This is a genomic window from Burkholderia pulmonis (assembly GCF_984667975.1).
Genome location: NZ_OZ480186.1, coordinates 2,052,352 through 2,074,702, shown reverse-complemented (window position 1 = coordinate 2,074,702; position 22,351 = coordinate 2,052,352). Strand labels below are relative to the sequence as shown.

At 64.9% G+C, this 22,351-nt stretch carries 19 protein-coding genes and 2 pseudogenes; 15 read left to right on the top strand and 6 right to left on the bottom strand.

What is annotated here, in order from left to right:
* Positions 1-9 precede the first annotated feature (9 nt).
* The 3 genes from AC5LXK_RS09580 (at position 10) to yoaA (ending at position 3,359) form a co-directional block, all read left to right on the top strand.
* Positions 10-762 carry a hypothetical protein gene (locus tag AC5LXK_RS09580; protein WP_493388643.1) on the top strand — a complete coding sequence of 251 codons (753 nt, stop codon included), beginning with the start codon at positions 10-12 and terminating at the stop codon, positions 760-762.
* A gap of 76 nt (positions 763-838) precedes the next feature.
* Positions 839-1,054 (top strand): HP1242/YdcH family protein, encoded by a 216-nt coding sequence (locus AC5LXK_RS09575; RefSeq protein WP_006478692.1) that lies wholly within the window; start codon positions 839-841, stop codon positions 1,052-1,054.
* Between the two features lie 55 nt (positions 1,055-1,109).
* On the top strand, positions 1,110-3,359 hold the full coding sequence (gene yoaA / locus AC5LXK_RS09570) for a DNA repair helicase YoaA (RefSeq protein WP_493388642.1): 2,250 nt from the start codon (positions 1,110-1,112) through the stop codon (positions 3,357-3,359).
* A 120-nt stretch (positions 3,360-3,479) separates the two neighbouring features.
* Here the strand turns inward: yoaA and AC5LXK_RS09565 are convergent, their stop codons facing one another.
* A complete protein-coding gene (locus tag AC5LXK_RS09565; RefSeq protein ID WP_493388641.1) occupies positions 3,480-4,307 on the bottom strand; it encodes an outer membrane protein assembly factor BamD in 828 nt (275 codons plus the stop codon).
* Between the two features lie 41 nt (positions 4,308-4,348).
* Here AC5LXK_RS09565 and AC5LXK_RS09560 point away from each other — a divergent pair, with 41 nt between their 5' ends.
* The 8 genes from AC5LXK_RS09560 (at position 4,349) to AC5LXK_RS09525 (ending at position 13,990) form a co-directional block, all read left to right on the top strand.
* Positions 4,349-5,554 carry an RluA family pseudouridine synthase gene (locus AC5LXK_RS09560; RefSeq protein WP_493388640.1) on the top strand — a complete coding sequence of 402 codons (1,206 nt, stop codon included), beginning with the start codon at positions 4,349-4,351 and terminating at the stop codon, positions 5,552-5,554.
* 6 nt (positions 5,555-5,560) lie between these two features.
* Positions 5,561-6,400, top strand: a complete 840-nt coding sequence (gene pgeF, locus AC5LXK_RS09555; protein ID WP_493388639.1) for a peptidoglycan editing factor PgeF — start codon at positions 5,561-5,563, stop codon at positions 6,398-6,400.
* Between the two features lie 360 nt (positions 6,401-6,760).
* Complete coding sequence (gene phaC, locus AC5LXK_RS09550; protein WP_493388638.1) at positions 6,761-8,635, top strand: class I poly(R)-hydroxyalkanoic acid synthase; 1,875 nt, start codon at positions 6,761-6,763, stop codon at positions 8,633-8,635.
* A 99-nt stretch (positions 8,636-8,734) separates the two neighbouring features.
* Positions 8,735-9,916, top strand: coding sequence for an acetyl-CoA C-acetyltransferase (locus AC5LXK_RS09545; protein ID WP_493388637.1), 1,182 nt, complete (start codon positions 8,735-8,737; stop codon positions 9,914-9,916).
* A 121-nt stretch (positions 9,917-10,037) separates the two neighbouring features.
* Entirely contained in the window at positions 10,038-10,778 is a 741-nt protein-coding gene (locus AC5LXK_RS09540) for a 3-ketoacyl-ACP reductase (protein WP_193098495.1), read from the top strand.
* A gap of 119 nt (positions 10,779-10,897) precedes the next feature.
* Positions 10,898-11,464 (top strand): polyhydroxyalkanoate synthesis repressor PhaR, encoded by a 567-nt coding sequence (phaR, locus tag AC5LXK_RS09535; RefSeq protein WP_011352239.1) that lies wholly within the window; start codon positions 10,898-10,900, stop codon positions 11,462-11,464.
* Positions 11,465-11,686: 222 nt separating this feature from the next.
* Positions 11,687-12,730: a lysozyme inhibitor LprI family protein gene (locus AC5LXK_RS09530; RefSeq protein ID WP_493388636.1), complete on the top strand. Its 1,044-nt coding sequence runs from the start codon at positions 11,687-11,689 to the stop codon at positions 12,728-12,730.
* 219 nt (positions 12,731-12,949) lie between these two features.
* The gene (locus tag AC5LXK_RS09525) at positions 12,950-13,990 is read left to right on the top strand and encodes an NAD(P)/FAD-dependent oxidoreductase (RefSeq protein WP_493388635.1); all 1,041 of its coding nucleotides are present in this window, start codon (positions 12,950-12,952) and stop codon (positions 13,988-13,990) included.
* A 183-nt stretch (positions 13,991-14,173) separates the two neighbouring features.
* On the opposite strand, the gene AC5LXK_RS09520 is transcribed toward AC5LXK_RS09525, so the two are convergent.
* Together AC5LXK_RS09520 and AC5LXK_RS09515 are read right to left on the bottom strand one after the other, a co-directional pair.
* Positions 14,174-14,392 (bottom strand): transporter suffix domain-containing protein, encoded by a 219-nt coding sequence (locus AC5LXK_RS09520; RefSeq protein WP_493388634.1) that lies wholly within the window; start codon positions 14,390-14,392, stop codon positions 14,174-14,176.
* 643 nt (positions 14,393-15,035) lie between these two features.
* Positions 15,036-15,290: a hypothetical protein gene (locus tag AC5LXK_RS09515; RefSeq protein WP_493388633.1), complete on the bottom strand. Its 255-nt coding sequence runs from the start codon at positions 15,288-15,290 to the stop codon at positions 15,036-15,038.
* A 408-nt stretch (positions 15,291-15,698) separates the two neighbouring features.
* On the opposite strand from AC5LXK_RS09515, the gene AC5LXK_RS09510 reads away from it, so the two are divergent.
* From AC5LXK_RS09510 to AC5LXK_RS09500, 3 genes and pseudogenes are all read left to right on the top strand, one after another.
* Positions 15,699-16,925: a diaminopropionate ammonia-lyase gene (locus AC5LXK_RS09510; protein ID WP_493388632.1), complete on the top strand. Its 1,227-nt coding sequence runs from the start codon at positions 15,699-15,701 to the stop codon at positions 16,923-16,925.
* A gap of 78 nt (positions 16,926-17,003) precedes the next feature.
* Positions 17,004-17,327, top strand: a pseudogene (locus tag AC5LXK_RS09505) (amino acid permease); the annotation flags it as partial.
* A 717-nt stretch (positions 17,328-18,044) separates the two neighbouring features.
* Positions 18,045-18,716 (top strand): annotated as a pseudogene (locus tag AC5LXK_RS09500) (SOS response-associated peptidase family protein).
* 63 nt (positions 18,717-18,779) lie between these two features.
* Here the strand turns inward: AC5LXK_RS09500 and AC5LXK_RS09495 are convergent.
* From AC5LXK_RS09495 to AC5LXK_RS09485, 3 genes are all read right to left on the bottom strand, one after another.
* A complete protein-coding gene (locus AC5LXK_RS09495; RefSeq protein WP_493388631.1) occupies positions 18,780-19,247 on the bottom strand; it encodes a surface-adhesin E family protein in 468 nt (155 codons plus the stop codon).
* An 87-nt stretch (positions 19,248-19,334) separates the two neighbouring features.
* Positions 19,335-19,853: a hypothetical protein gene (locus tag AC5LXK_RS09490; RefSeq protein ID WP_493388630.1), complete on the bottom strand. Its 519-nt coding sequence runs from the start codon at positions 19,851-19,853 to the stop codon at positions 19,335-19,337.
* Positions 19,831-20,973 carry a recombinase family protein gene (locus tag AC5LXK_RS09485; RefSeq protein ID WP_493388629.1) on the bottom strand — a complete coding sequence of 381 codons (1,143 nt, stop codon included), beginning with the start codon at positions 20,971-20,973 and terminating at the stop codon, positions 19,831-19,833. Before AC5LXK_RS09485 ends, AC5LXK_RS09490 begins: the two co-directional genes overlap by 23 nt.
* 15 nt (positions 20,974-20,988) lie before the next feature.
* On the opposite strand from AC5LXK_RS09485, the gene rimO reads away from it, so the two are divergent.
* Positions 20,989-22,350 carry a 30S ribosomal protein S12 methylthiotransferase RimO gene (gene rimO / locus AC5LXK_RS09480; protein WP_493388628.1) on the top strand — a complete coding sequence of 454 codons (1,362 nt, stop codon included), beginning with the start codon at positions 20,989-20,991 and terminating at the stop codon, positions 22,348-22,350.
* Position 22,351: the final 1 nt, after the last annotated feature.

Here is a 22,351-nt window from a genome sequence, read left to right as displayed (position 1 = left end):
ATTTGACACATGTCCCGCAGCTTTCCTACGACGTTGCCAACTTCCCGCATTTCTCTCGTCGCGCTCGGCGCAGCGCTCGCCGCGGCTTTGTCTGCCGGGCCTTCCGGCGCGTTCGCGCAGGCCTCGGGCGCCCGCGCGCCGGATGCCGTTGCGACCACGCCCGTTGCCGCCTCCGCCGCCCCGGATTTCGACGCCCGTCAAAAAGTGCTCAATCAGCGCTCCGCCGAAAACGATTATCGTTATGCGGTGGCCGAGCACGATTGCTACAGCAAGTTCTTCGTCAATCACTGTCTCGGCAAGGCGCGCGATCAGATGCGCGACGAGCGGGCCAGCATTCGGCAGGAGCAGCTCGCGCTCAACGATGAACAGCGCGCGGTGCGTGCGCAGCAGCGCGACCAGCAGCAGGCGCTTAAGCAGGCTCAGGATGCGGCGGAAGCGCCGCAGCGCGCGGCGAACGATGCGGCAAACGCGGCTGCATTCCGCGACAAGCAGGAGCAGAATGCACTGAAGCAGGCGCAGCGCGGCGCGGAAGGGCCGCAACGTGCGGCGAGCAAGCAGGCATACGGCCAGAAGCAGGCGGATTTCCAGCAGAAGCTCGATCAGGCGCACCAGCAGGCTGCGCAGAAGGCGCAGGAGCGGTCGGACAACGCCGCGCGCTACGAGCAGAAGCAGCAGGAAGCCGCGCAGCACAAGGCGGATGTCGAGCGGCGTCAGCAGGAAGCGGCCGACAAGGCCAAGCAGCAGCAACAGCAGGGGCAGTAACGTGTTGGATTGATCGGGATCAGTCTCGGGCGCGTCGGCACGCCAGCCGCCGCGCTGCTTCGATGAGGAGGCAAGTATGCAAAACCGTCACACGGAACAGCAGCAGGAATTGCACAACCGTTTGGCTGCATTGCAGGAGCAGCACCAGCAGCTCGCTCGGGAGATCGAGCTGAAGGAAGGACACTCCGACATCGACGACATCACGCTGCACCGGCTGAAGAAGGAAAAGCTGGCGGCCAAGGACAAAATCATTTTGCTGCAATCGCAGCTCGAACCGGATAAGCGCGCCTGAGCGCGGCCTGGCAAGCGCCGGCGCCGCCCGGGCGCTGGACACAGGAACGCTTGCCTTGAATTCACCGCTTGAAGCCACCCCCGATGACCGGCGTGACACGACGTCCGCCGGACGCGTTCGTGCGCCCGAAGGCACCTTCGAGCTGAGCCGCAAGCGCGTCGACGAGCTCGACACGATCTTCGGTGTTGGCGGGTTGCTGGCGCGTGCACTCGACGGCTACCGGCCGCGTACGTCGCAGATCGAGATGGCGCGCGCGGTCGCGTCGGCGATGGAAGCCTCCGCACGCCGGATGCCCGAGCCCGAGATCTTCGAGACCCGCAAGCGGCCGGCGCGCCGCCTCGGCGAAGGCGACACGGCGGCCGCTTCGGGTGCGGACGGTGCCGCGGCAGCCGAAGCCGACACCGACACAGGCGACAACACGCTGATCGTCGAGGCCGGCACGGGTACCGGCAAGACTTACGCGTATCTCGTGCCCGCGATGCTGTGGGGCGGCAAGGTGATCGTGTCGACCGGCACGAAACACCTGCAGGACCAGCTGTTCCTGCGCGACATCCCGACCGTGCGCAATGCGCTCGCGGTGCCGGTGTCGGTCGCGATGCTCAAGGGGCGCTCCAACTACCTGTGCCACTATTACCTGCAACGCACGGCCGACAACGGCCGGTTGCCGTCGCGGCAGGATACCGCCTATCTGCAGGAAATCGTCCGCTTCGCGAAGATCACGAAGAGCGGCGACAAGGCCGAGCTGGCGAGCGTGCCGGAAACGGCGCCCGTGTGGTCGATGGTCACGTCGACGCGCGACAACTGCCTCGGCCAGGAATGCCCGCACTACAAGGAATGCTTCGTGATGCAGGCGCGGCGCGAGGCTCAGCAGGCCGACGTCGTCGTCGTCAATCACCACCTGTTCTTCGCGGACATCATGCTGCGCGACACGGGGATGGCCGAACTGCTGCCGAACGCGAACACGGTCATCTTCGACGAGGCGCACCAGTTGCCGGAGACGGCGACGCTGTTCTTCGGCGAGACGCTGTCGACCACGCAGATCCTCGAGCTCGCACGCGACACGGTGGCCGAAGGCCTGAGCCATGCGCGCGATGCGGTCGAGTGGGTGAAGCTCGGCGGCGATCTCGAGCGGGCGGCGCGCGACTTGCGCCTTGCGTTCGCGAACGACCAGATCGTGCGCATGTCGCTCGCGCAGCTCGGCGACGATCACCCGATGTTCGGTGCGCTCGATGCGCTCGAGGCTGCGCTCGACGCGCTCGCGTCGGCGCTGGCGAGCCAGGCCGAGCGCGCGGAATCGCTCGGCGCGTGCCTGCGGCGCGCCCGTGAGCTGCAGGACCTGCTGGCCGGCTGGGTCGCGCCCGGTGCGACGGAGGCGGCCGCGAAGGCCGACGCGGCAGCGGCCGGCGACAAGGCGGCATCCGACGGCGATCCGAACGAGAAGGTGCGCTGGGTCGAGGTGTTCGCGCATACCGTCCAGCTGCATGAAACGCCGCTGTCGGTCGCGCCGATCTTTGCGAAGCAGCGCGCCGGCGCGCCGCGCGCATGGGTGTTCACGTCGGCCACGTTGTCGGTGCGCGGCGATTTCACGCACTACGCGGCGCAGATGGGCCTCAGCTCGCGCCGCTCGATGACGCTCGCCAGCCCGTTCGACTATCAGTCGCAGGGGCTGCTGTACGTGCCGCGCAACCTGCCGCAGCCGTCGTCGCCGGCATTTACCGATGCCGTCTTCGATGCCGCACTGCCGGCGATCGAGGCATCCGGCGGCGGCGTGTTCATGCTGTGCACGACGCTGCGCGCGGTCGACCGGATCGCGTCGAAGCTGCGCGACGTGATCGAATCGCGCGGCTGGAACACGCCGCTGCTCGTGCAGGGCGACGCGAGCCGCACCGAGCTGCTCGACCGCTTCCGTGCGTACGGCAATGCGATCCTGGTCGGCAGCCAGAGTTTCTGGGAAGGCGTCGATGTGCGCGGAGATGCGCTGTCGCTGGTCGTGATCGACAAGTTGCCGTTCGCGCCGCCGGACGATCCGGTGCTGGCCGCGCGGCTCGACGCGTTGACGAAGAAGGGGTTGAGCCCGTTCGCCGTGCATCAGCTGCCGCAGGCCGTGATCACGCTGAAGCAGGGCGCGGGCCGGCTGATTCGCGCGGAGACGGATCGCGGCGTGCTGATGATCTGCGACACGCGGCTCGTCGACAAGCCTTACGGGCGCCGGATCTGGCAGAGCCTGCCGCCGTTCAAGCGTACGCGGGAGATCGCGGTCGTCCAGGATTTCTTCGACGAGCACCGCTCGGACAAGCGCGCATGACGGCAGCGCGGCGCTTGCCGCGCGAACGGCCCGGCGCTGCCCGAACGCGGCGCCAATAAAAAACCCGGCTCGAAGGCCGGGTTTTTTGTGTGCGCAGCGGGCGTTGCGTCGTGCCGCGCGTCAGAACTGCCACCACGACTTCTTCGCGCCGGGGCGCGAGTGACCCGTGACGTACGGGCTGTCGGGGAACGTGCCTGCGAGCACGCGCTTCGTGTCTTCCGCGAGTTGCGGCTGGTCCAGCTTGTTGTACGACAGGATCATGATGTGCAGCGCGTCTTCGATCGCCGGCGCGCCCTTGTAATCCTTGATCGCGAGCTGCGCGCGGTTGATCGCCGCCACGTAGGCGCCACGACGATAGTAATAGTCGGCCGCGTGCACTTCGTGCGAGGCGAGCGCGTTGACGATGTAGCGCATCCGTGCCGCTGCATCGGGGGCGTACTTGCTCTTCGGGAAGCGGTCGACGACGACCTTGAACGCATCGTACGATTCGCGCAGTGCCTGCGGATCGCGTTCGCTCATGTCCTGGCCGGAGAAGCGCCCGAACAGGCCGAGATCGTCGTTGAAGTGGATCATCCCCTTCAGGTAGTACGCGTACGGGATGTCCGGATGATCCGGGTGGAGCTGGATGAAGCGATCGACGGCCTGGTCGGCGGCTGCCGCTTCGTTATCCTTCCAGTTGCAGTATGCAACGTTGATCTGTGCCTGTTGCGCGAAATGGCCGAACGGATCGCGGCCTTGCAGCGATTCGAAATATTTCGCGCACTTGCCCCAGTCGCCGCCGGACAGTGCGTCCTGGGCCTCTGAGTATAATTTGTTGTTCGACCAGGTAGCCGTCTCGTCCTGCTTCTGCGGCAAGCCGTGGCAGCCGGCGATGAGGGCCGCGGCCGCTACCGCCGCAGCCCGGGCGGCGACGGTGGTTCTGGCCGTACGTTTGGTCGAATTCATCATGCTCGCATGTCCTAGCTTCAAGTCTCGGTGACCCAGTCTAAATGACCCGTTCAAGTTCGCAGAATGCCCAGCCGGGCACACCAAATCGCGAAGATTATAGCCCAAGCGATCGGCCCGCCGACGCTGCCTCGGGGGATTCCCTCGATGACGATCTGGCCGGCGACGCGATGCAGCCGCCCGTGGTGCCATCCGCGGCGGTCGATGACGCGCCGCGCGTCGTCGAAGTGCCGCTGTCGCTCGCGGGCGAACGCCTCGACAAGGCGCTTGCCCAACTGTTCCCCGAATTCTCGCGCAGCCGCCTGCAGAGCTGGATCGAGGCGCAGCGCGTGCTCGTCAACGGCGCGCCGGCGAAGATCCGCCAGCCGGTGCCGCTCGGCGCGAAGATCGAGCTCGTGCCCGATCTGCTTCCCGAGCAGCTCGCGTTCACGCCGGAGCCCGTGCCGCTCGACGTGATCTACGAGGACGACGCGCTCGTCGTCATCAACAAGCCGGCCGGCGTCGTCGTGCATCCGGCCGCCGGCAACTGGAGCGGCACGATCCTCAACGGGCTGCTGCACCGCTACGGCGACGCGGCGGCCGGCCTGCCGCGCGCGGGGATCGTCCACCGGCTCGACAAGGAAACCTCCGGCCTGATGGTCGTGGCGCGCACGCTGGCCGCGCAGACGGACCTCGTGCGCCAGCTGCAGGCCCGCACGGTGAAGCGCCGCTATTTCGCGCTCGTGTGGGGCACGATGCCCGAGGCAGGTACGATCGACGCGCCGATCGGCCGCGATCCGCGCGAGCGGACACGCATGGCCGTCGTCACGGGCGCGTCCGGCAAGCCCGCGCGCACGCATTTCCGCACGGTTGACACATGCCTGTGGCAACGTCAGCCGGTTTCGGCGCTTCAGTGCGATCTCGAAACCGGTCGCACGCACCAGATCCGCGTGCATTGCGCGCACGCCGGGCACCCGCTGCTCGGCGACCCCGTCTACGGACGCGCGCGCGGCAAGCGCTCGGTCACGCCGCTGCCGGACGGGTGCGCGCGGCAGGCACTGCATGCATGGCGGCTCGGCCTCGTGCATCCGGTCACCGGCAAGGCGATGCAGTGGCGCTGTCCGCTGCCGGACGACATGAACACACTGGTGGCGGCGCTCGGCTTCGGGCAGGGTGACGAGGAATTCGACGACGACGACGGTGTCTACGACGAAGACGATTTCGGCGGCGAGTATGACGACGAGCCGTATCAGGACGATGAGGAGGAGTGAGTGCCGATGACGAACCTGGCGCCGTTGACATGGCAGGACTGCGTGCAGCCCGACTGGCAGGTGTCGCCGCGCGTGCGCGCGCTGATCACGACGCGCGACGGCGGCGTGAGCGAAGGCCCGTACGGGCGCTGGCAGGCGGGAGACGCGTTGCCGGGCGGGATGAATCTCGGCCTGCATACCGGTGACGATCCGGCCCATGTCGCCGCGAATCGCGCGCGTTTGCTCGCGCTCGCCGGCCAGTCGGGCGCCGCATGGCTCGAGCAGGTCCATGGTGCGCAGATCGTGCGCGCGGACGAGGTGATCGCGGCGGCGCCCGCCGCCGCGGCGCCGGTGCAGGCCGACGCGAGCGTCACGGACCGCGCAGGGGCCGTCTGCGTCGTGATGGTCGCGGATTGCCTGCCCGTGCTGCTGTGCGATGCGCAAGGCCGCGCGGTCGGTACCGCGCATGCGGGCTGGCGCGGGCTCGCGGCCGGCATCGTCGAGCAGACCGCGGCACGCGTCGCGGCGCTCGCGGGCGGCGCGACGGACACGCTGCATGCCTATCTCGGTCCGGCGATCGGCCCGCAGGCGTTCGAGGTCGGCGCCGACGTGCGCGACGCGTTTCTCGACACGGCCCCGCAGTCGGAGCATGATGAAACCCGGCTTGCGTTCGTCGCGATCGACGGCGCACCCGGCAAGTTTCTCGCCGATCTCTATGCGCTTGCGCGCCTGCGTCTCGCGCGTGCGGGCGTGGCGCACGTGAGCGGCGGGACGGCCTGCACGGTGACCGAACACGCACGCTTCTATTCGTACCGGCGCGACCGCGTGACGGGCCGCATGGCAGCGGCAATCTGGCTGGCCGATTGACGGCATGCGCATGCGCGAGGGGTTTGTTGCGTCGCGAAATCGAGTTATCTCGATATTGAGGCGGCAATGCGGCGTGGCATGCGCGACTGAATGAAAAATCCCGAAGTCAAGTCAGGCAGAATATTTTATGTTCCGCCGGAACCCTTGTCCCGCCTGTTGTGCGCGGATTATCTCCGTGCAGAAATGTTCAGTGGTTTGACATGGCGCTTCACATGGGGAAAACGATAATGATAAAAATACCGCACTGCGGCAGAATCTGGAGACGCCTCTCCAGAGCATGACGGCCCGGCTCGCAGCCGGCATGCCGCGCGCGAGCAGGATTTCACGATTGACGCTCACGAATCACCGGTAAGGCAGGTAATGACAGCATCGAAAAATTCGTCGACGTCCGCTCAGGCGGGCACTTCCGCGGGCAGCACCGGTTTCGATCCGGCCGCCCAGCCGATGCAGCAGATGTTCGAGTCGTGGCTGAACGCGTGGCGCGGTTTCGCAGATCCGGCGCGCGCCGCGACTGCATCGGCCACCGTCAATCCGTTCGCGACTTTCCAGTTCCCGGCGTCGTTTCCGTTCCAGATGCCGTCGATGCCCGATCTCGGCGGCCTTGGCGGCATGGCGTCGCCGTTCGCGGGGCTGAAGCTGCCGGTTGCCGCGATTCCGCCCGAACGGCTCCAGGCGCTGCAGGCCGACTACGCGCGCGATTGCATGACGCTGATGCAGCAGGCGACCGCCACGACGCTCGAGTCGCCGGAACTGAAAGACCGCCGCTTCAGCGGCGACGCGTGGAAGTCGTCGCCCGCGCATGCGTTCGCGGCTGCCTGGTATCTGCTGAACGCGCGCTATCTGCAGGAACTGGCCGACGCGCTGCAGACCGATCCGAAGACGCGCGAACGCATCCGTTTCACGGTCCAGCAATGGACGGCCGCCGCCGCGCCGAGCAACTTCCTCGCACTCAATCCCGACGCACAGAAATCGATCCTCGAGACGCAGGGCGAAAGCCTGCGGCAGGGGATGATGAACCTGCTTGGCGACATGCAGCGCGGCAAGATTTCGCAGACCGACGAATCGCAGTTCGTGGTCGGCAAGAACCTCGGGTGTACTGAAGGCGCGATCGTCTACGAGAACGACCTGATCCAGCTGATCCAGTACACGCCGAAGACGGACAAGGTGTTCGAGCGGCCGCTGCTGATCGTCCCGCCGTGCATCAACAAGTTCTACATCCTCGACCTGCAGCCCGAGAATTCGCTCGTCGCGCATGCGCTGTCGAGTGGCCATCAGGTGTTCCTCGTGTCGTGGCGCAACGCGGATGCGTCGGTCGCGCACAAGACGTGGGACGACTACATGAACGAAGGGCTGCTCGCGGCGATCGACGCCGTGCAGCAGGTGAGCGGCCGCGAGCAGATCAACACGCTCGGCTTCTGCGTCGGCGGCACGATGCTCGCGACCGCGCTCGCGGTGCTGGCCGCGCGCGGCGAGCATCCGGCCGCGTCGATGACGCTGCTCACCGCGATGCTCGACTTCAGCGATACCGGCATCCTCGACGTGTTCGTCGACGAGTCGCACGTGCAGATGCGCGAGCAGACCATCGGCGGCAAGGGCGGCGGGCAACCGGGGCTGATGCGCGGCGTCGAGTTCGCGAACACGTTCTCGTTCCTGCGGCCGAACGACCTCGTGTGGAACTACGTCGTCGACAACTACCTGAAGGGCCGCACGCCCGCGCCGTTCGACCTGCTGTACTGGAACAGCGACTCGACGAGCCTGCCGGGTCCGATGTACGCGTGGTACCTGCGCAATACCTATCTCGAGAACAAGCTGCGCGAGCCGGGCGCGCTGACCGTATGCGGCGAATCCGTCGACCTGTCGCTGATCGACGTGCCGACCTTCATCTACGGTTCGCGCGAGGATCACATCGTGCCGTGGCAGACGGCCTACGCATCGACGTCGATCCTGTCGGGCCCGCTGAAGTTCGTGCTCGGGGCATCGGGGCACATCGCGGGCGTGATCAATCCGCCGGCGAAGAAAAAGCGCAGCTACTGGGTCAACGACGGCGACCTGCCCGAAGCCGCGGACGACTGGTTTGCCGCTGCGGCCGAGCAGCCGGGCAGCTGGTGGACGACCTGGGTCGAATGGCTCGACCAGTACGGTGGCCGCAAGGTGGCGCCGCCTGCCGGGGCCGGCTCCGCACAGTTCCCGGTGATCGAACCGGCGCCCGGGCGTTACGTGTTGCAGCGCGATTGACGAAAACCGGACAGCGGCGCACGCTGTCCGGTGCACCGCAGTTTTTTTAACAGGGCCGGTAACGATGCGCCGTGTCGTGCGGGTCTGGAGGAAAGGGAAATGACGGACGTAGTGATCGTATCGGCCGCGCGGACCGCGGTCGGCAAATTCGGCGGCTCGCTTGCGAAGATTGCGGCGCCCGAGCTGGGCGCGACGGTGATCCGCGCGGTGCTGGAGCGTGCGGGCGTGAAGCCCGATCAGGTCAGCGAAGTGATCCTGGGCCAGGTGCTGACGGCCGGCTCGGGGCAGAACCCGGCGCGGCAGTCGCTGATCAAGGCCGGGCTGCCGACGGCAGTGCCGGGGATGACGATCAACAAGGTGTGCGGCTCGGGCCTGAAGGCGGTGATGCTGGCGGCGAACGCGATCGTCGCGGGCGACGCGGACATCGTGATCGCGGGCGGCCAGGAAAACATGAGCGCGTCGCCGCACGTGCTGCCGGGCTCGCGCGACGGGTTCCGGATGGGCGACGCGAAGCTGGTCGACACGATGATCGTCGACGGCCTGTGGGACGTGTACAACCAGTACCACATGGGGATCACGGCGGAAAACGTCGCGAAGGAATACGGGATCACGCGCGAAGAGCAGGACGCATTCGCGGCGCTGTCGCAGAACAAGGCGGAAGCCGCGCAGAAGGCCGGCCGCTTCAATGACGAAATCGTGCCGGTGGCGATTCCGCAACGCAAGGGCGAGCCGCTGCAGTTCGCGACGGACGAATTCGTGCGTCACGGCGTGACGGCGGAATCGCTGTCGGGGCTGAAGCCGGCGTTCTCGAAGGACGGCTCGGTGACGGCGGCGAACGCGTCGGGGCTGAACGACGGCGCGGCGGCGGTGCTGGTGATGTCGGCGCAGAAGGCGGCGGCACTGGGCCTGACGCCGCTGGCGCGGATCAAGGCGTACGCGAACGCGGGTGTCGATCCGAGCGTGATGGGCATGGGCCCGGTACCGGCGTCGCGCCGGTGCCTGGAGCGCGCGGGCTGGACACCGGGCGACCTGGACCTGATGGAGATCAACGAGGCGTTTGCGGCGCAGGCGCTGGCGGTGCACAAGCAGATGGGCTGGGACACGTCGAAGGTGAACGTGAACGGCGGGGCGATCGCGATCGGTCACCCGATCGGTGCGTCGGGCTGCCGGATCCTGGTGACGCTGCTGCACGAGATGGTCAAGCGGGATGCGAAGCGCGGGCTGGCGTCGCTGTGCATCGGCGGCGGGATGGGCGTCGCGCTCGCGGTCGAGCGTCCGTAACCGGTCGTCAATCACCGGCGAATCGAATCCGTGCGCCGGCCGATTGCGGCTTCGGTCGGTGCCACGTGAAGTCAGAGGGGGCCTTCGGCAGCTCTCGAAACCAAAAAATGGAGTGAGATTTATGTCTCAGCGAATTGCGTACGTAACGGGCGGGATGGGCGGCATCGGCACCAGCATCTGCCAGCGTCTGTTGAAGGACGGCTTCAAGGTCGTCGCGGGTTGCGGCCCGAACTCGCCGCGCCGCGTGAAATGGATCGAGGACCAGAAGGCGCTCGGGTACGATTTCATCGCGTCGGAAGGCAACGTCGGCGACTGGGACTCGACCAAGGAAGCATTCGACAAGGTCAAGGCCGAAGTCGGCGAGATCGACGTGCTGGTCAACAACGCGGGCATCACGCGCGACGTCGTGTTCCGCAAGATGACGCACGAAGACTGGACCGCCGTGATCGACACCAACCTGACGAGCCTGTTCAACGTGACGAAGCAGGTGATCGACGGGATGGTCGAGCGTGGCTGGGGCCGCATCGTCAACATTTCGTCGGTGAACGGCCAGAAGGGGCAATTCGGCCAGACCAACTACTCGACCGCGAAGGCCGGCATCCACGGCTTCACGATGTCGCTCGCACAGGAAGTCGCGACGAAGGGCGTGACGGTCAACACCGTGTCGCCGGGCTACATCGGCACCGACATGGTGAAGGCGATCCGTCCCGACGTGCTCGAGAAGATCGTCGCGACGATCCCGGTGCGGCGTCTCGGCGGGCCGGAGGAAATCGGTTCGATCGTCGCGTGGCTCGCGTCGAACGATTCCGGCTTTGCGACGGGCGCCGACTTCTCGCTGAACGGCGGCCTGCACATGGGCTGAGCGTCCGGGTTGCGCGGGCCGGGTGGCCGCGCAGCCGGGCGTTTTCCGAAGGCCCCCGCCTCCCGGATTCGGGCGGCGGGGATTCGTCACTTGCGCTACGCTGCACTCAAAGGCGTTACATGACTACTACAAAGAAGACGGCCGAACGGCTCATCAAGAAGTACCCGAACCGCCGGCTCTACGATACCGAGACAAGCACGTACATTACGCTCACCGACGTGAAGCAGCTCGTGCTGGAGCAGGAGGATTTCAAGGTCGTCGATGCGAAGTCCAGCGAAGACCTGACGCGCAGCATCCTCCTGCAGATCATCCTCGAAGAGGAAAGCGGTGGCGTGCCGATGTTCTCGTCGTCGATGCTGTCGCAGATCATCCGTTTCTACGGCCATGCGATGCAGGGCATGATGGGCACGTACCTGGAAAAGAACATCCAGGCGTTCATCGATATTCAGAACAAGCTCGCGGACCAGTCGAAGAACCTCTACGAAGGCAACGCGATGAATCCGGAAGTCTGGTCGCAGTTCATGAACATGCAGGCGCCGATGATGCAAGGGATGATGACCAGCTACATCGAGCAGTCGAAGAACATGTTCGTGCAGATGCAGGAACAGATGCAGAACCAGGCGAAGTCGATGTTCAGCACGTTCCCGTTCAAGCAGCCGGGTGCGTCGGAGCCGGAAAAGAAGTAGCGGTGTCGCGGCAGGCCGGCCGCGGCGGCGCGAGCCGTCGGGCGTCGGGGCCGCGAAGCAGGCCGGGCAGGGTGGCCGACGGTGTGCTCGGGCACGACGAAGCGCGGCCGTCGCCTGCCGGAAGATATCGCCGACGATCGTTCAGGTCGTCGGCACCCGATGCCCGTGCCCGGTATGCACGGGCACGACCGTCGTCCAGTCGATCGAGATCCAGCCAACCGAATGAAAGCCAGGACGCGCGGCGCCCGAGGGTGCGCGTTTGTGCCCGCGCGGGCGCTCGCCTGTCGTACCATAGGCGGCGCTGCACGGCGATGCGTGGGAGCCGCTTCCGGCACACGCGGTAGTGGTTCCCGGGCACGGCAAGACGTGCGATGCCGTGTCGATGCGGTGCGCCCGAAAAAATCAAACCGACTGAGAGAGAGCATGCGAGGGATTCGAACGGCATCGACCGGCAGGCTGGCCGGTCTTGCTTCGATGTTCATGATGGGTGTCGGCCTGGCCATGCCGGGCTTTGCGATGGATTGTGCGAAAGCCGTCCAACCGATCGAAAAGCGCATCTGCGCGAGTGCCACGCTGCGTGCGGCCGATGCGCGGATGAACTCGGCTTATGCGGGCGCGCTGAAGGCCGCGCCGGACACCGCCATCCGCGACATGCTGGTGCGTAGCCAGCGCCGCTGGGTCGACGCGCGCAACAACCGTCTCGATACCGATTACGACGGTCATCCGCTCGCCGTGGACGAAGTGCGCAAGGCCATCGACCGGCGCACCGCCATGCTGGCCGACCGGTCGAATGCCGGGCTGATCGGGCGGGCGCTGGCCGAGCGCCAGTGGCTCGCGAAATACACCGGCGGCCCGCTGACCGGCTTCGATGCGAACTGCGATTTCATTCCCGACGATGCGAGTGGCACACGCGTTTCCTATGCGTGTTTCGGCGCGATCCATGTGCAGCATCACGCACGGGTGTGCAGCCAGAGCGAGGACTGGGCGACCGGTGCGGTTTATCAATACCGCCTGGTGAGCACGGCCGATGGCGGGACGGTGCGTCCGGTGGCGTTCTGCGAAGCGCAAGGAACGCATGCGTGCGACAGCGGCAGCGCGCAGGCGGGATGGGTGCGCGCGGCGGCGTCCGGTGGCGAGAACCGCACGCCTGCGCCGGCGACCGGCCTGCCGCAACTCGATGCGGAATTGTGGCCGCTCGGCGATGGCAGTGATGCCGCGTGGTTCGACCGGTGCCTGAAGGCGCCGGTGTTCCCGGATGCGCATTGACGCGCAGCGTCGCGGCTCGAGCAAGGCCCGCCATGCCGGGCCTTTTTTGTTGTGCCGGCGGCGGAATCAGGTATTACCGACATCGGTTGATTGCATCGCCTTGATGCCGCATGCAGGGGGCAAGGTCGTTCGAATCGGTGCGATGCGTGCAGACGCCGGCGCGGTAGGCAAGACCGACGAAAGGTATAGTCGACAGCCCGTCCCCTTCGAGTTTCACGCATGAGCAACAGCGCGCTTCGCGTCGTCATTGTCGGCGGCGGTATCGCCGGCGCGAGTACCGCATGGCATCTTGCGCGATCGGGCGCACAGGTCACGCTGCTGGAAAAACGGGCGGCGCCCGCCGGCGGTGCGACGCGCTGGTCGTTTGGCTGGGTCGGTACCGCCAGCGCACTGCCGTCCGAAAACCCGTCCAGGTTCTCCCGCACGCTTGCGGCGCTTCCGGAGTTCGCCCGGCTCGAGCGTGAACTGGGGCCGTTGCCGGTCACGACACGCGGCGCGCTCGTGTGGCTGGACAGCGACGCGCAGACAGCCGCGCTGATCGACGAGCAGCGTGCGGCCGGCGTGCGCATCGAAGCGCTGGGGCGCCGGGCGGTTGCCGGAATGGAGCCGCGTCTCGCGCAACTGCCCGAATTGATCGCGTGGGCGCCCGATGATTTCGTGGTCGAGCCGGCCGTCTTGACGCGTCAATTGCTGGCCGGTGCCCAAGCCGCCGGCACTCGGGTCATCTGCGATTGCGAGGTCGAAGCGGTCGACACGCGTCATGGACGTGCAGTCGGCGTGCGTACCGTGCGCGGGCCTGTGCCGGCCGACATCGTCGTGCTGGCGAACGCGGCGTCGGCCGTTTCCATCGCAGCGGGCCTGGCCGTGTCGCTGCCGGTCCATGAGGAGCCGGCCGTCTTGATGCACTTCGCGGCCGTGCCGGGCCTCATCAGCCATTTGCTTTACGGACAGGATCTGGAAGTGCGTGTCGGGCCATCGGGCGGCCTGCTGTCGGCGGCCGATCCGCCGGAAGAGGGAGAAGGCGGGCTTGATGCGCTCGCTGCACGCACGGCCTCGGCCATCTCGGCGCTGTTCAAGGAGCCGCCGGCGCTGACGCTGTTGTCCGCGCAGTCGGCGCTTCGACCGATGACGAGCGACGGTGTGCCGCTCAACGGATTTCTGGCCGGCGTTGAGGGGGTGTATGCCGTGGTCGCCCATCCCGGTGTGATTCTGGCCCCCCAGCTTGGCCGATTGGCTGCAACGGCGATCATGGCGGCGTAATCCGGCCGGGACGCAGGCTGACGATCTGCCGGGCAGCACATGAATGTGCCCGTCAGGCCGGATTGACGGCACGCGATGCGGCGTCGCATGCAGTGCCGACGAGGGCGCTGCATGCTTATCGGTTCGGGCTGCGGCAGCGCACCGGGCGTTGGCGCTTTCATGACATTCGGCCGTCACCGGGCATCACCGCCCGGAACTGCTCGTCCTTTTCCGGGAAAAGCGCCGAGTCGTCCATCCTTTTATCTCGTCCCAGTACTCCTTTCCCAGCAACGCGACGGCACCCAGAAACCCGATCTCGCCGATCACGATCAACGCCGGGATCACGATCGCCTTGTTCGGAATCGGCGTGAACGGGAGGATCGGCACCGCGATCCAGTACAGCAAGACGACGCCTAACAGCATCAGGCCGATCTTCTTTCTGATGTTCAGTTTTTCTCGCGAAATTTCAATCTCCTTCGAACGAATGATTCACGCACGCGACGCTGCCTGAGTGGCCGGATGGAGCCTGTCGCGTGCAGGGCGGACAATCCGCGTCATGCCAGGTGTCGGCCATGTTCCGGAATGAAGTGCGACGAATAATAAACGGAGTACTTCGTCTCATTATTGTGATCGATGCTGGTAGATGTCAATCTCGATCATCGGCAGGGTCGTGCACACGTGAATTTCGAGCGTGTGTCAGGTTTGACCCTTGATTTACCGTCGGGGAGAAACGCGGGCAGGAGAGTTTGTTCGGTGGGTGGTGGTGACGGTTCGGCTGGGCCTGGAAGCGCAAGACGTGCATTGCGTCCGTCGTGATCGCCGACCGTCATCTTCGGCAGTCATCGGCATGCGTGTGCGGCTGAATCGCGATGCGAATGCGTCGGCGGGCCGTGGACGAGGGGGATCTTGTTACGGCGGCTCGACGAGTCGAAGCGGCTGCCGGGCAGGGGAATGCAGGCCGGATTGCCCGCCATGAAGGGTTGATGCTCGTTGCGGCGACGCATGCGGTGCCGGGGCCGGCGCCGCATGATCTCGGTCTGGACGGGGTGGCGCGCTGCGCCGTCGCTCAGTGCGCCGGGCCGAAGTCCTGATCGCCATCCGACGGGGGCAGGTCGAGTACCAGCTTGACTGCGCTGTAGTTCGCCTTGAGCGAAAACACGCGGCCGATCACCAGAAACGTCTGCCGCGAATTTTCGAGTTCGACGAAATCGCCCGGTTGCGGCACGTGCGCGCCCTGGTCGTACGAGAAGCTGGTGCTGGTTTGTTCGCCGATGGCTTCGGCTGCGTGATCGGTGAATTCGATCGTGATGTGGGTAGTCATGCGGGCCCCGTTGCAGGTGGATTGAAGTGGTGGACGGGTTTCATTTTCTCATTAGTTGACGGTCGACGAGACCATTTGCGGCAAGCCGCTGATCGCCCCGACGAGTCGGCCGGCGAACGGAGGCCGGGGCGCCGCGCAAGGGCCGGGAAGGCGCGCCCTTCCCGGTACGTTTTGCTTCGTTGCTTCACGCTGGAGAAAGCGGTCGCCGTAGCGGGGGAATCCGACGATTCCGATCATCGAGCCCGGTCAAAACGCTCGTTTGCTTCAACGAACCGAGCCTAGACTGTCTGCCATCGATTCCATTGCAACGCAGTGTGTCCGCCGTTGACTGAACCGGAACGGTGCGGCACGTCGACGTGCCGCACAAACGTCATTAGTTAAGAATTCCTAATTGATATGGGAGGCGAAATGAATATTCTGAACGACGGCTCGATCGAACGGGTGGTGAACACCGGTGTCGCGCATCGGCATCCGTATCGCGCGGCCGGACGTGAAACCATCGTCGATCTCGCACATGTCGCGTCGGCCAAGGCCGAGATCGCCAGCTGGCCCGGATACCGGAAGACGCCGCTCGTCGCATTGTCAGGGGTTGCCGACCGACTGGGGATCTCGGACATCCTGTACAAGAACGAGGCCGGTCGTTTCGGTCTCGGCAGTTTCAAGGCGCTGGGCGGCGCGTTTGCGGTGCTGCGCTTGCTGCAGTCTACGTTGCGGCAGGCTGGTGAGGTCGTGCCGGGCGGCGCGATGCTGGCGAGTGGCCGGCATTCGGCGCAAACCCTGCCCGTCACCGTGACATGCGCAACCGACGGCAATCACGGCCGATCGGTTGCGTGGGGCGCGCGGACCTTCGGCTGTCGCTGCGTGATCTTCGTGCACGCCGGCGTGAGCCGTGCACGGCGCGATGCGATCGCGGCGTATGGCGCGGAAGTCCGGACGGTCGACGGTAACTACGACGACGCAGTGCGATTCGCGGCCAGCGAGGCCGCGCGGCTGGGCTGGCATGTCGTCGCCGATACGTCGAGCGACGGCAGCGGGAATGCACCGCGGCATGTCATGCAAGGTTATGCGCTCATCGCAGACGAAGTGTGCGAACAACTTCCGCGCGGCATCTTTCCGACACACGTATTCGTGCAGGGTGGTGTGGGCGGCCTGGCGGCCGCGACCTGTGCGTACTTCTGGGAGCGCTTCGGTGCCCGCGCACCGAAGCTGATCGTCTGCGAGCCCGAGCAGGCGAACTGCCTGCAACTCAGTGCAGTCAGCGGCCGGCCGGTACCCGTACGTGGCCCGCTGGACACCATCATGGCCGGTCTCGCGTGCGGGGAAGTGTCGCATCTCGCGTGGCAGATCCTCAAGGAAGGAGCGACCGCATTCATCAGCATCGACGATGCAGCGGCTGCCGAAACGATGCGCGTGCTGGCGATGCCGCCTTTCGGCGATCCGCCGATCGTCGCCGGCGAATCGGCGGTGGCCGGACTCGCGAGCCTGATCCTGGCGTGCGGCGACGCGGAATTGCGCACGACGCTCGAACTCGACGCGGAGAGCGTCGCGCTGGTGATCGGGACGGAGGGCGCGACCGATCCTGCCGCGTACCGGGGCATCGTCGGCATCGACTTCGAACAGGTCATGTCGACGTAGGCGAAGCGGCAAGGCCGCACCGCGACGCGGCGCGTCGAATGATTCGCCGCCGCAAGGATCACGACATGGAGGACACACATGAAAGACCACGAGGATCTCCAGCGCGGGCTGGGTGAGCGACATATCAACATGATCGCGGTCGGGTCCGCGATCGGCGTCGGCCTGTTCCTGGGATCGGGAGCCGCCATCAGGGCTGCCGGACCTTCGATCCTGCTGGCGTACGCGCTATGCGGTGCAGCGATCCTGTTCATCGTGCGATCGCTGGGCGAGCTGGCCGTGGCCCATCCGGTCGCGGGCTCGTTCGGGCGCTACGCGCACGTCTACCTCGGCCCGCTGGCCGGCTTCATCACCGGCTGGACCTACTGGTTTCTGTGGGCCGCTGACGGCATGGCCGAAGTGACCGGTCGGGCCTCCGAGAACGCCCCTCTCGCTGCCAGCAGCGTCCGCAGTTTTCCACCAGTCCATGATCTTCTGGAGCGATTTACGGAGCGTGACGATTTCGAGCAGGAGCCGCCGGACCTCCGGGTCCCGGTGCGTGCGCCAAAGCTCGCGCAATTCGGCCTCGGACGGCGAGCCGAATTCCGGCATTGAGGGCACGTGCCGAATCTCGATCGTCGGCCGGACCACATTGCGGTCGACTTTCGTTTCCTCGAGCGCACGCACATTCGACTCGTCGGGAAACTGGCCGGTTAGCATCTGGAACTCGCTGACCGTCACGGGGATGCAAGTGTGCCGACGCTCACCTGTTTCGAGGTCCGTGTACTCCCAGATGTAGGCCCACCGCGGCTTGATCACGTAAGCACTACTGTATAAAAACACAGTGTATCCCGCGGTAAGATGGCGACGTCAAGTCGCAAAAATGGGGATCACGATGGAAGGGCGTGCTGGTGAAGTTGATGCCTGTTTGTTTCGAAACGGTGTATCGATCGAGCACTATTTTGTGCAGGGCGATGTCATCGGGTACATATCAAACGGTCGAGAGTTCGACTTGCATATTGACGACGGCGATTTCCACAGTGCATGTCGATCTCGGTTGCTCGAACTTGGGGTAAGGGTGCTGCCTGAGTCGTGATGGCAGCGCGGCACACCCGACGAACTCGATCACGTAGGAGGCGACCGATGTGCACCCAATACCGCGCACCGCACGAAGACTATGAGTTACGCGAATTGCGGATCGAGCCGTTCAGCGATCTGTATCGCGACTTCCCGTGGAAACCTGAGATCTTCCCTGACTACCTCGCGCCGATCGTCGCGAACGTCGACGGTGAACTCAAGCCTCTGGCCGCCGGGTTCGGCTTTTGGCCGCGTGCGCTGCAGAAGGCCAACATGGAGAGGGCCAAGGAGCAGGGCAAGAAGCCGCCGATCATGCGCAGCACGATGAACGTGCGTGACGACAACCTCGGGAAGTCACCTCTGTACGGGCCAGCCTGGCGCGTCGGCCGGCGCTGTCTCATCCCGGCCGACTGGATCTACGAGCCGTGCTACGAGACAGGGAAGAACGTGTGGCACCGGATCGGACTGGCCAACTGGCAGACGATGTGTGTTGCAGGCATATGGCGGACGCTTCAGGGCTAGGACGGGGTCGAGCATCACACCATGTCGATGATCACGGTGAGCGGAGAGGGACATCCGATCTTTTCGCGAATGCACAAACCCGTCGAAGAGAAGCGGGCGGTCGTGATTCTGCAGCCGGATGACTGGGAGGAATGGCTGGCGACGCCGAACGTCGAGGTGGCGCGCGCGATGCTGCAGCTTTATCCGGCCGACGAGATGTACGCCGAGTCCAAGTGACTACGACTTATCTATAAAATTCTTTATAAAGAATGGTTTTTCTTGTTAATATTTAGTTTGGTTTTATTTCTTCATAAAATATTTTACGACACCTTCGACGGCACTTTGGTCGGAAAGAGTCATTTCGCCACCGGATAGAGGGGTTCTTTCGCAGGCGTAGGCAACAATTTGGCCGATAGGGGTGCGGTCGCTATCGAAATTGGCAGAGGCTTTAGAATTGTCAACTGCGACGGTATTGCCTTTTTCATCTCGAAAAATGACAGCATCAACGACAATCTCATTTGATTTGCAGTCATTTTTAGCGTGTGCGTACACTTGCTGAAAGGTTATCCCATATTTTGATTGAGGGTTTTGGTAAACGACGCGGTACCATACCTCGGCGCCATTGATCTTGTTGTGCTGGATTGAATTCTTATCGAACAGAATAATTGAGTCGCCGGACTGATCCTTTCCGGAGAGTCTCCAATCGCTGTCTGCTAGTGCGACCGTTGATGCAAATGCAATGATAAGCGCTGAAATAGTTCGTTTCATGATACGTGAAGTATTTGTCGATCATGCAGAGTAGCACGATGCGATTTGAATTTCACAGAGCCGATTTGATCGGATGTGGTCTTGTGATTAAGACACAAAACCGCCAGGCAAGTCTATGTCGTCCGCTGCGCGCCATTCACCGGTCGTCCGATCGATATGGAGCAGGCGTGTGATACCGCGTTTCGCCATGAGCAGCAGACCAATGGTTTTATCGTCGACGTCCGGGCGGAATCCGGACTGATAAATCACGATCCGTGAGAACGTGTCCGCGACGAGCTGGCGGGCCAACATTCGAGCGTCATAGTCGAACTGCTCGACACCGTTCACCAGTTCTCGCCATGCGTCAGCTGCCGCCGGTGCGACGTTCGATGTCGATGCGGCGAATTGATGCTCAAACGAGTCTACGTCCCGTCGCTTGTTCGCGAGCTGACTTTCGAGTTCGCGTATGCGGCGCAACACTGCGGCCGGCGCCTCGCCGTCGTCGAATAGCAATGCGTCCGTGACGCGTTTGACCTGAGCATCGAGCTCCGCGACGCGTTGCCGAGCGCTGGCCAGCTGTGCGGCCAGCGACACGGTGCCGGCGTCACCTTCGAGTAGTCGCGTCAAGTTTATCTGGTCTGAGCAATACAACATCAGCGCGCTCGACCGGCACGACACTGCAGCTTCCGCTGACCTTGCAGCCGGCGCTCTGGCTGTACGTGACGCAGTGCAGCCGGCGGTGACCCGGGTACGGACGCCCGTCGGCGGCACGCCGGCGCCCCATGATGTTTTGCGCCACGATCGCGGCACCGCAATATCCGCAGTAGGTGATGCCCAACCCGGTTACGACCCCGGGAATTTCACCCTTGCCCTTACGGCGCCCGCGCTGCTCGGCCAGGTATCGCAGATCCGCGAATTCGGCTGGCGTGAGCAGGGCCGGGTAGTAGCTTTCGAGCCGGAACGTTTCGCCGTCAACCTCGACAGACTTCTCGCCGATCAGCATCCGGTTCGCCAGCAGCCGATAGATGTGGCTCGACGCCGAGCGTCCGCTGTCCGTTATCTTGAGCTCGCGCTCGGCGAGCTCTCGCACGATCCGGACCGCGCCGTGTCCCTGCTTGAACATTTCGATGACGAGACGCACTGCGACCGCTCGGTTGTCGGCGAGCTCGAACCCTCCGGTTTCAGTTTCCCGTACCCAATGCGGGTCTTTTCCCACGCGGATTGGTGCGCGCCAGGTGCCGGCGATCCAACCCTGGCACTGGCGTCGGATCGCCGCCTTGACACGCTTGCTCTTCGTGTCCGATTCCTCGTGCGCCCGGATCATGACAAGCAGGCTGTATACGAGGTCCATCGGCTGCGCCTTGAGGCGCTCGCGGTTGTACTCGCGACCGTCGCTTGCCGTCACGACCGTAATGCCGGCATTCACGATCTGCGCGAGCTGCGCCTGCGCCTGCAGCGGATCGGCGCGGCTCAAGCGATCCAGACCCTCAACGATCAGCACGGAGCCGGCCGGCACCTGGCCATCCTCGACGGCACGCAGGAAAACCCCCAGCGCGCCTTGCCGGACATGGCGCTGATGGTATGCAGATAGCCCTTCGTCCCGGAGTGATAGGGACGCATCAAGCTCCATCTCGTTGTCGGCCGCCCAGCGGGCGGCGTACTCGAGCTGTCGATCGACGCTGCCGCCGGCCGCTTGTTTTGGGTCGCTGAACCGTAAATAGCTGTAAACTCTCGCTTTTGCTGCCACGCCCCCACATTCCAGATGTCCCAATCCCCCAAAGTAGGGTTCGTATCCCTCGGGTGCCCGAAAGCGCTCGTCGATTCCGAACAGATCATCACGCAACTGCGCGCCGAAGGTTATGAAATCTCCGGCACCTATGACGGCGCCGACCTCGTCGTCGTGAACACCTGCGGCTTCATCGACGAAGCCGTGCAGGAAAGCCTCGACGCGATCGGCGAAGCGCTGACCGAGAACGGCAAGGTGATCGTCACCGGCTGCCTCGGCGCGAAGTCGAGCGCCAGCGGCTCGAACCTGATCGAGGAAGTCCACCCGAAGGTGCTCGCCGTCACCGGCCCGCACGCAGTGGGCGAAGTGATGCAGGCCGTGCATTCGCACCTGCCGAAGCCGCACGACCCGTTCACCGATCTCGTGCCCGCGGCCGGCATCAAGCTCACGCCGCGTCACTACGCGTACCTGAAGATTTCCGAAGGCTGCAACCATCGCTGCACGTTCTGCATCATCCCGTCGATGCGCGGCGACCTCGTGTCGCGCCCGGTCGCCGAAGTGATGCTGGAAGCCGAGAACCTGTTCAAGTCGGGCGTGAAGGAACTGCTCGTGATCTCGCAGGACACGAGCGCATACGGCGTCGACGTGAAGTACCGCACGGGCTTCTGGAACGGCAAGCCGATCAAGACGCGCATGACCGACCTGGTCGCCGCGCTCGGCGAACTCGCCGCGCAGTACGGCGCGTGGGTGCGCCTGCACTACGTGTATCCGTATCCGAGCGTCGACGAAGTGATCCCGCTGATGGCCGAAGGTCCGTTCAAGGGCCACGTGCTGCCGTACCTCGACGTACCGTTCCAGCACGCGCACCCGGAAGTGCTGAAGCGCATGAAGCGTCCGGCGAACGCCGAGAAGGTGCTCGAGCGCGTGCAGAAGTGGCGCGAGATCTGTCCGGACCTGACGATTCGCAGCACGTTCATCGCGGGCTTCCCGGGCGAGACGGAAGCGCAGTTCGAAACGCTGCTCGACTTCATCCGCGAGGCGGAACTCGATCGCGTCGGCTGCTTCGCGTATTCGCCGGTCGAAGGCGCCACCGCGAACGAACTCGATGGCGCGCTGCCGGACGATGTCCGCGAGGAGCGCCGCGCGCGTTTCATGGAAGTGGCCGAGGAAGTGTCGGCGAACCGCATCCAGCGCAAGGTCGGCAAGACGCTCAAGGTGCTGATCGACGAAGTCAGCGAAGAAGGCGGCATCGGCCGCACGGCAGCCGATGCACCGGAAATCGACGGTGTCGTCTACGTCGAGCCGGCGGCGAAGGCATCGAAGCGCTACAAGGTCGGCGATTTCGTGTCCGTGAAGATCACGGGCGCCGACGGTCACGACCTGTGGGGCGAGGTGTAAG

Excerpts from the sequence above, each read along its gene's own strand:
- AC5LXK_RS09580 (WP_493388643.1), top strand. The coding sequence starts at position 10 with ATGTCCCGCAGCTTTCCTACGACGTTGCCAACTTCCCGCATTTCTCTC.
- AC5LXK_RS09575 (WP_006478692.1), top strand. The coding sequence starts at position 839 with ATGCAAAACCGTCACACGGAACAGCAGCAGGAATTGCACAACCGTTTG.
- AC5LXK_RS09565 (WP_493388641.1), bottom strand. The coding sequence starts at position 4,307 with ATGATGAATTCGACCAAACGTACGGCCAGAACCACCGTCGCCGCCCGG.
- AC5LXK_RS09560 (WP_493388640.1), top strand. The coding sequence starts at position 4,349 with ATGACCCGTTCAAGTTCGCAGAATGCCCAGCCGGGCACACCAAATCGC.
- pgeF (WP_493388639.1), top strand. The coding sequence starts at position 5,561 with ATGACGAACCTGGCGCCGTTGACATGGCAGGACTGCGTGCAGCCCGAC.
- phaC (WP_493388638.1), top strand. The coding sequence starts at position 6,761 with ATGACAGCATCGAAAAATTCGTCGACGTCCGCTCAGGCGGGCACTTCC.
- AC5LXK_RS09545 (WP_493388637.1), top strand. The coding sequence starts at position 8,735 with ATGACGGACGTAGTGATCGTATCGGCCGCGCGGACCGCGGTCGGCAAA.
- AC5LXK_RS09540 (WP_193098495.1), top strand. The coding sequence starts at position 10,038 with ATGTCTCAGCGAATTGCGTACGTAACGGGCGGGATGGGCGGCATCGGC.
- phaR (WP_011352239.1), top strand. The coding sequence starts at position 10,898 with ATGACTACTACAAAGAAGACGGCCGAACGGCTCATCAAGAAGTACCCG.
- AC5LXK_RS09530 (WP_493388636.1), top strand. The coding sequence starts at position 11,687 with ATGAAAGCCAGGACGCGCGGCGCCCGAGGGTGCGCGTTTGTGCCCGCG.
- AC5LXK_RS09525 (WP_493388635.1), top strand. The coding sequence starts at position 12,950 with ATGAGCAACAGCGCGCTTCGCGTCGTCATTGTCGGCGGCGGTATCGCC.
- AC5LXK_RS09520 (WP_493388634.1), bottom strand. The coding sequence starts at position 14,392 with ATGCTGTTAGGCGTCGTCTTGCTGTACTGGATCGCGGTGCCGATCCTC.
- AC5LXK_RS09515 (WP_493388633.1), bottom strand. The coding sequence starts at position 15,290 with ATGACTACCCACATCACGATCGAATTCACCGATCACGCAGCCGAAGCC.
- AC5LXK_RS09510 (WP_493388632.1), top strand. The coding sequence starts at position 15,699 with ATGAATATTCTGAACGACGGCTCGATCGAACGGGTGGTGAACACCGGT.
- AC5LXK_RS09495 (WP_493388631.1), bottom strand. The coding sequence starts at position 19,247 with ATGAAACGAACTATTTCAGCGCTTATCATTGCATTTGCATCAACGGTC.
- rimO (WP_493388628.1), top strand. The coding sequence starts at position 20,989 with ATGTCCCAATCCCCCAAAGTAGGGTTCGTATCCCTCGGGTGCCCGAAA.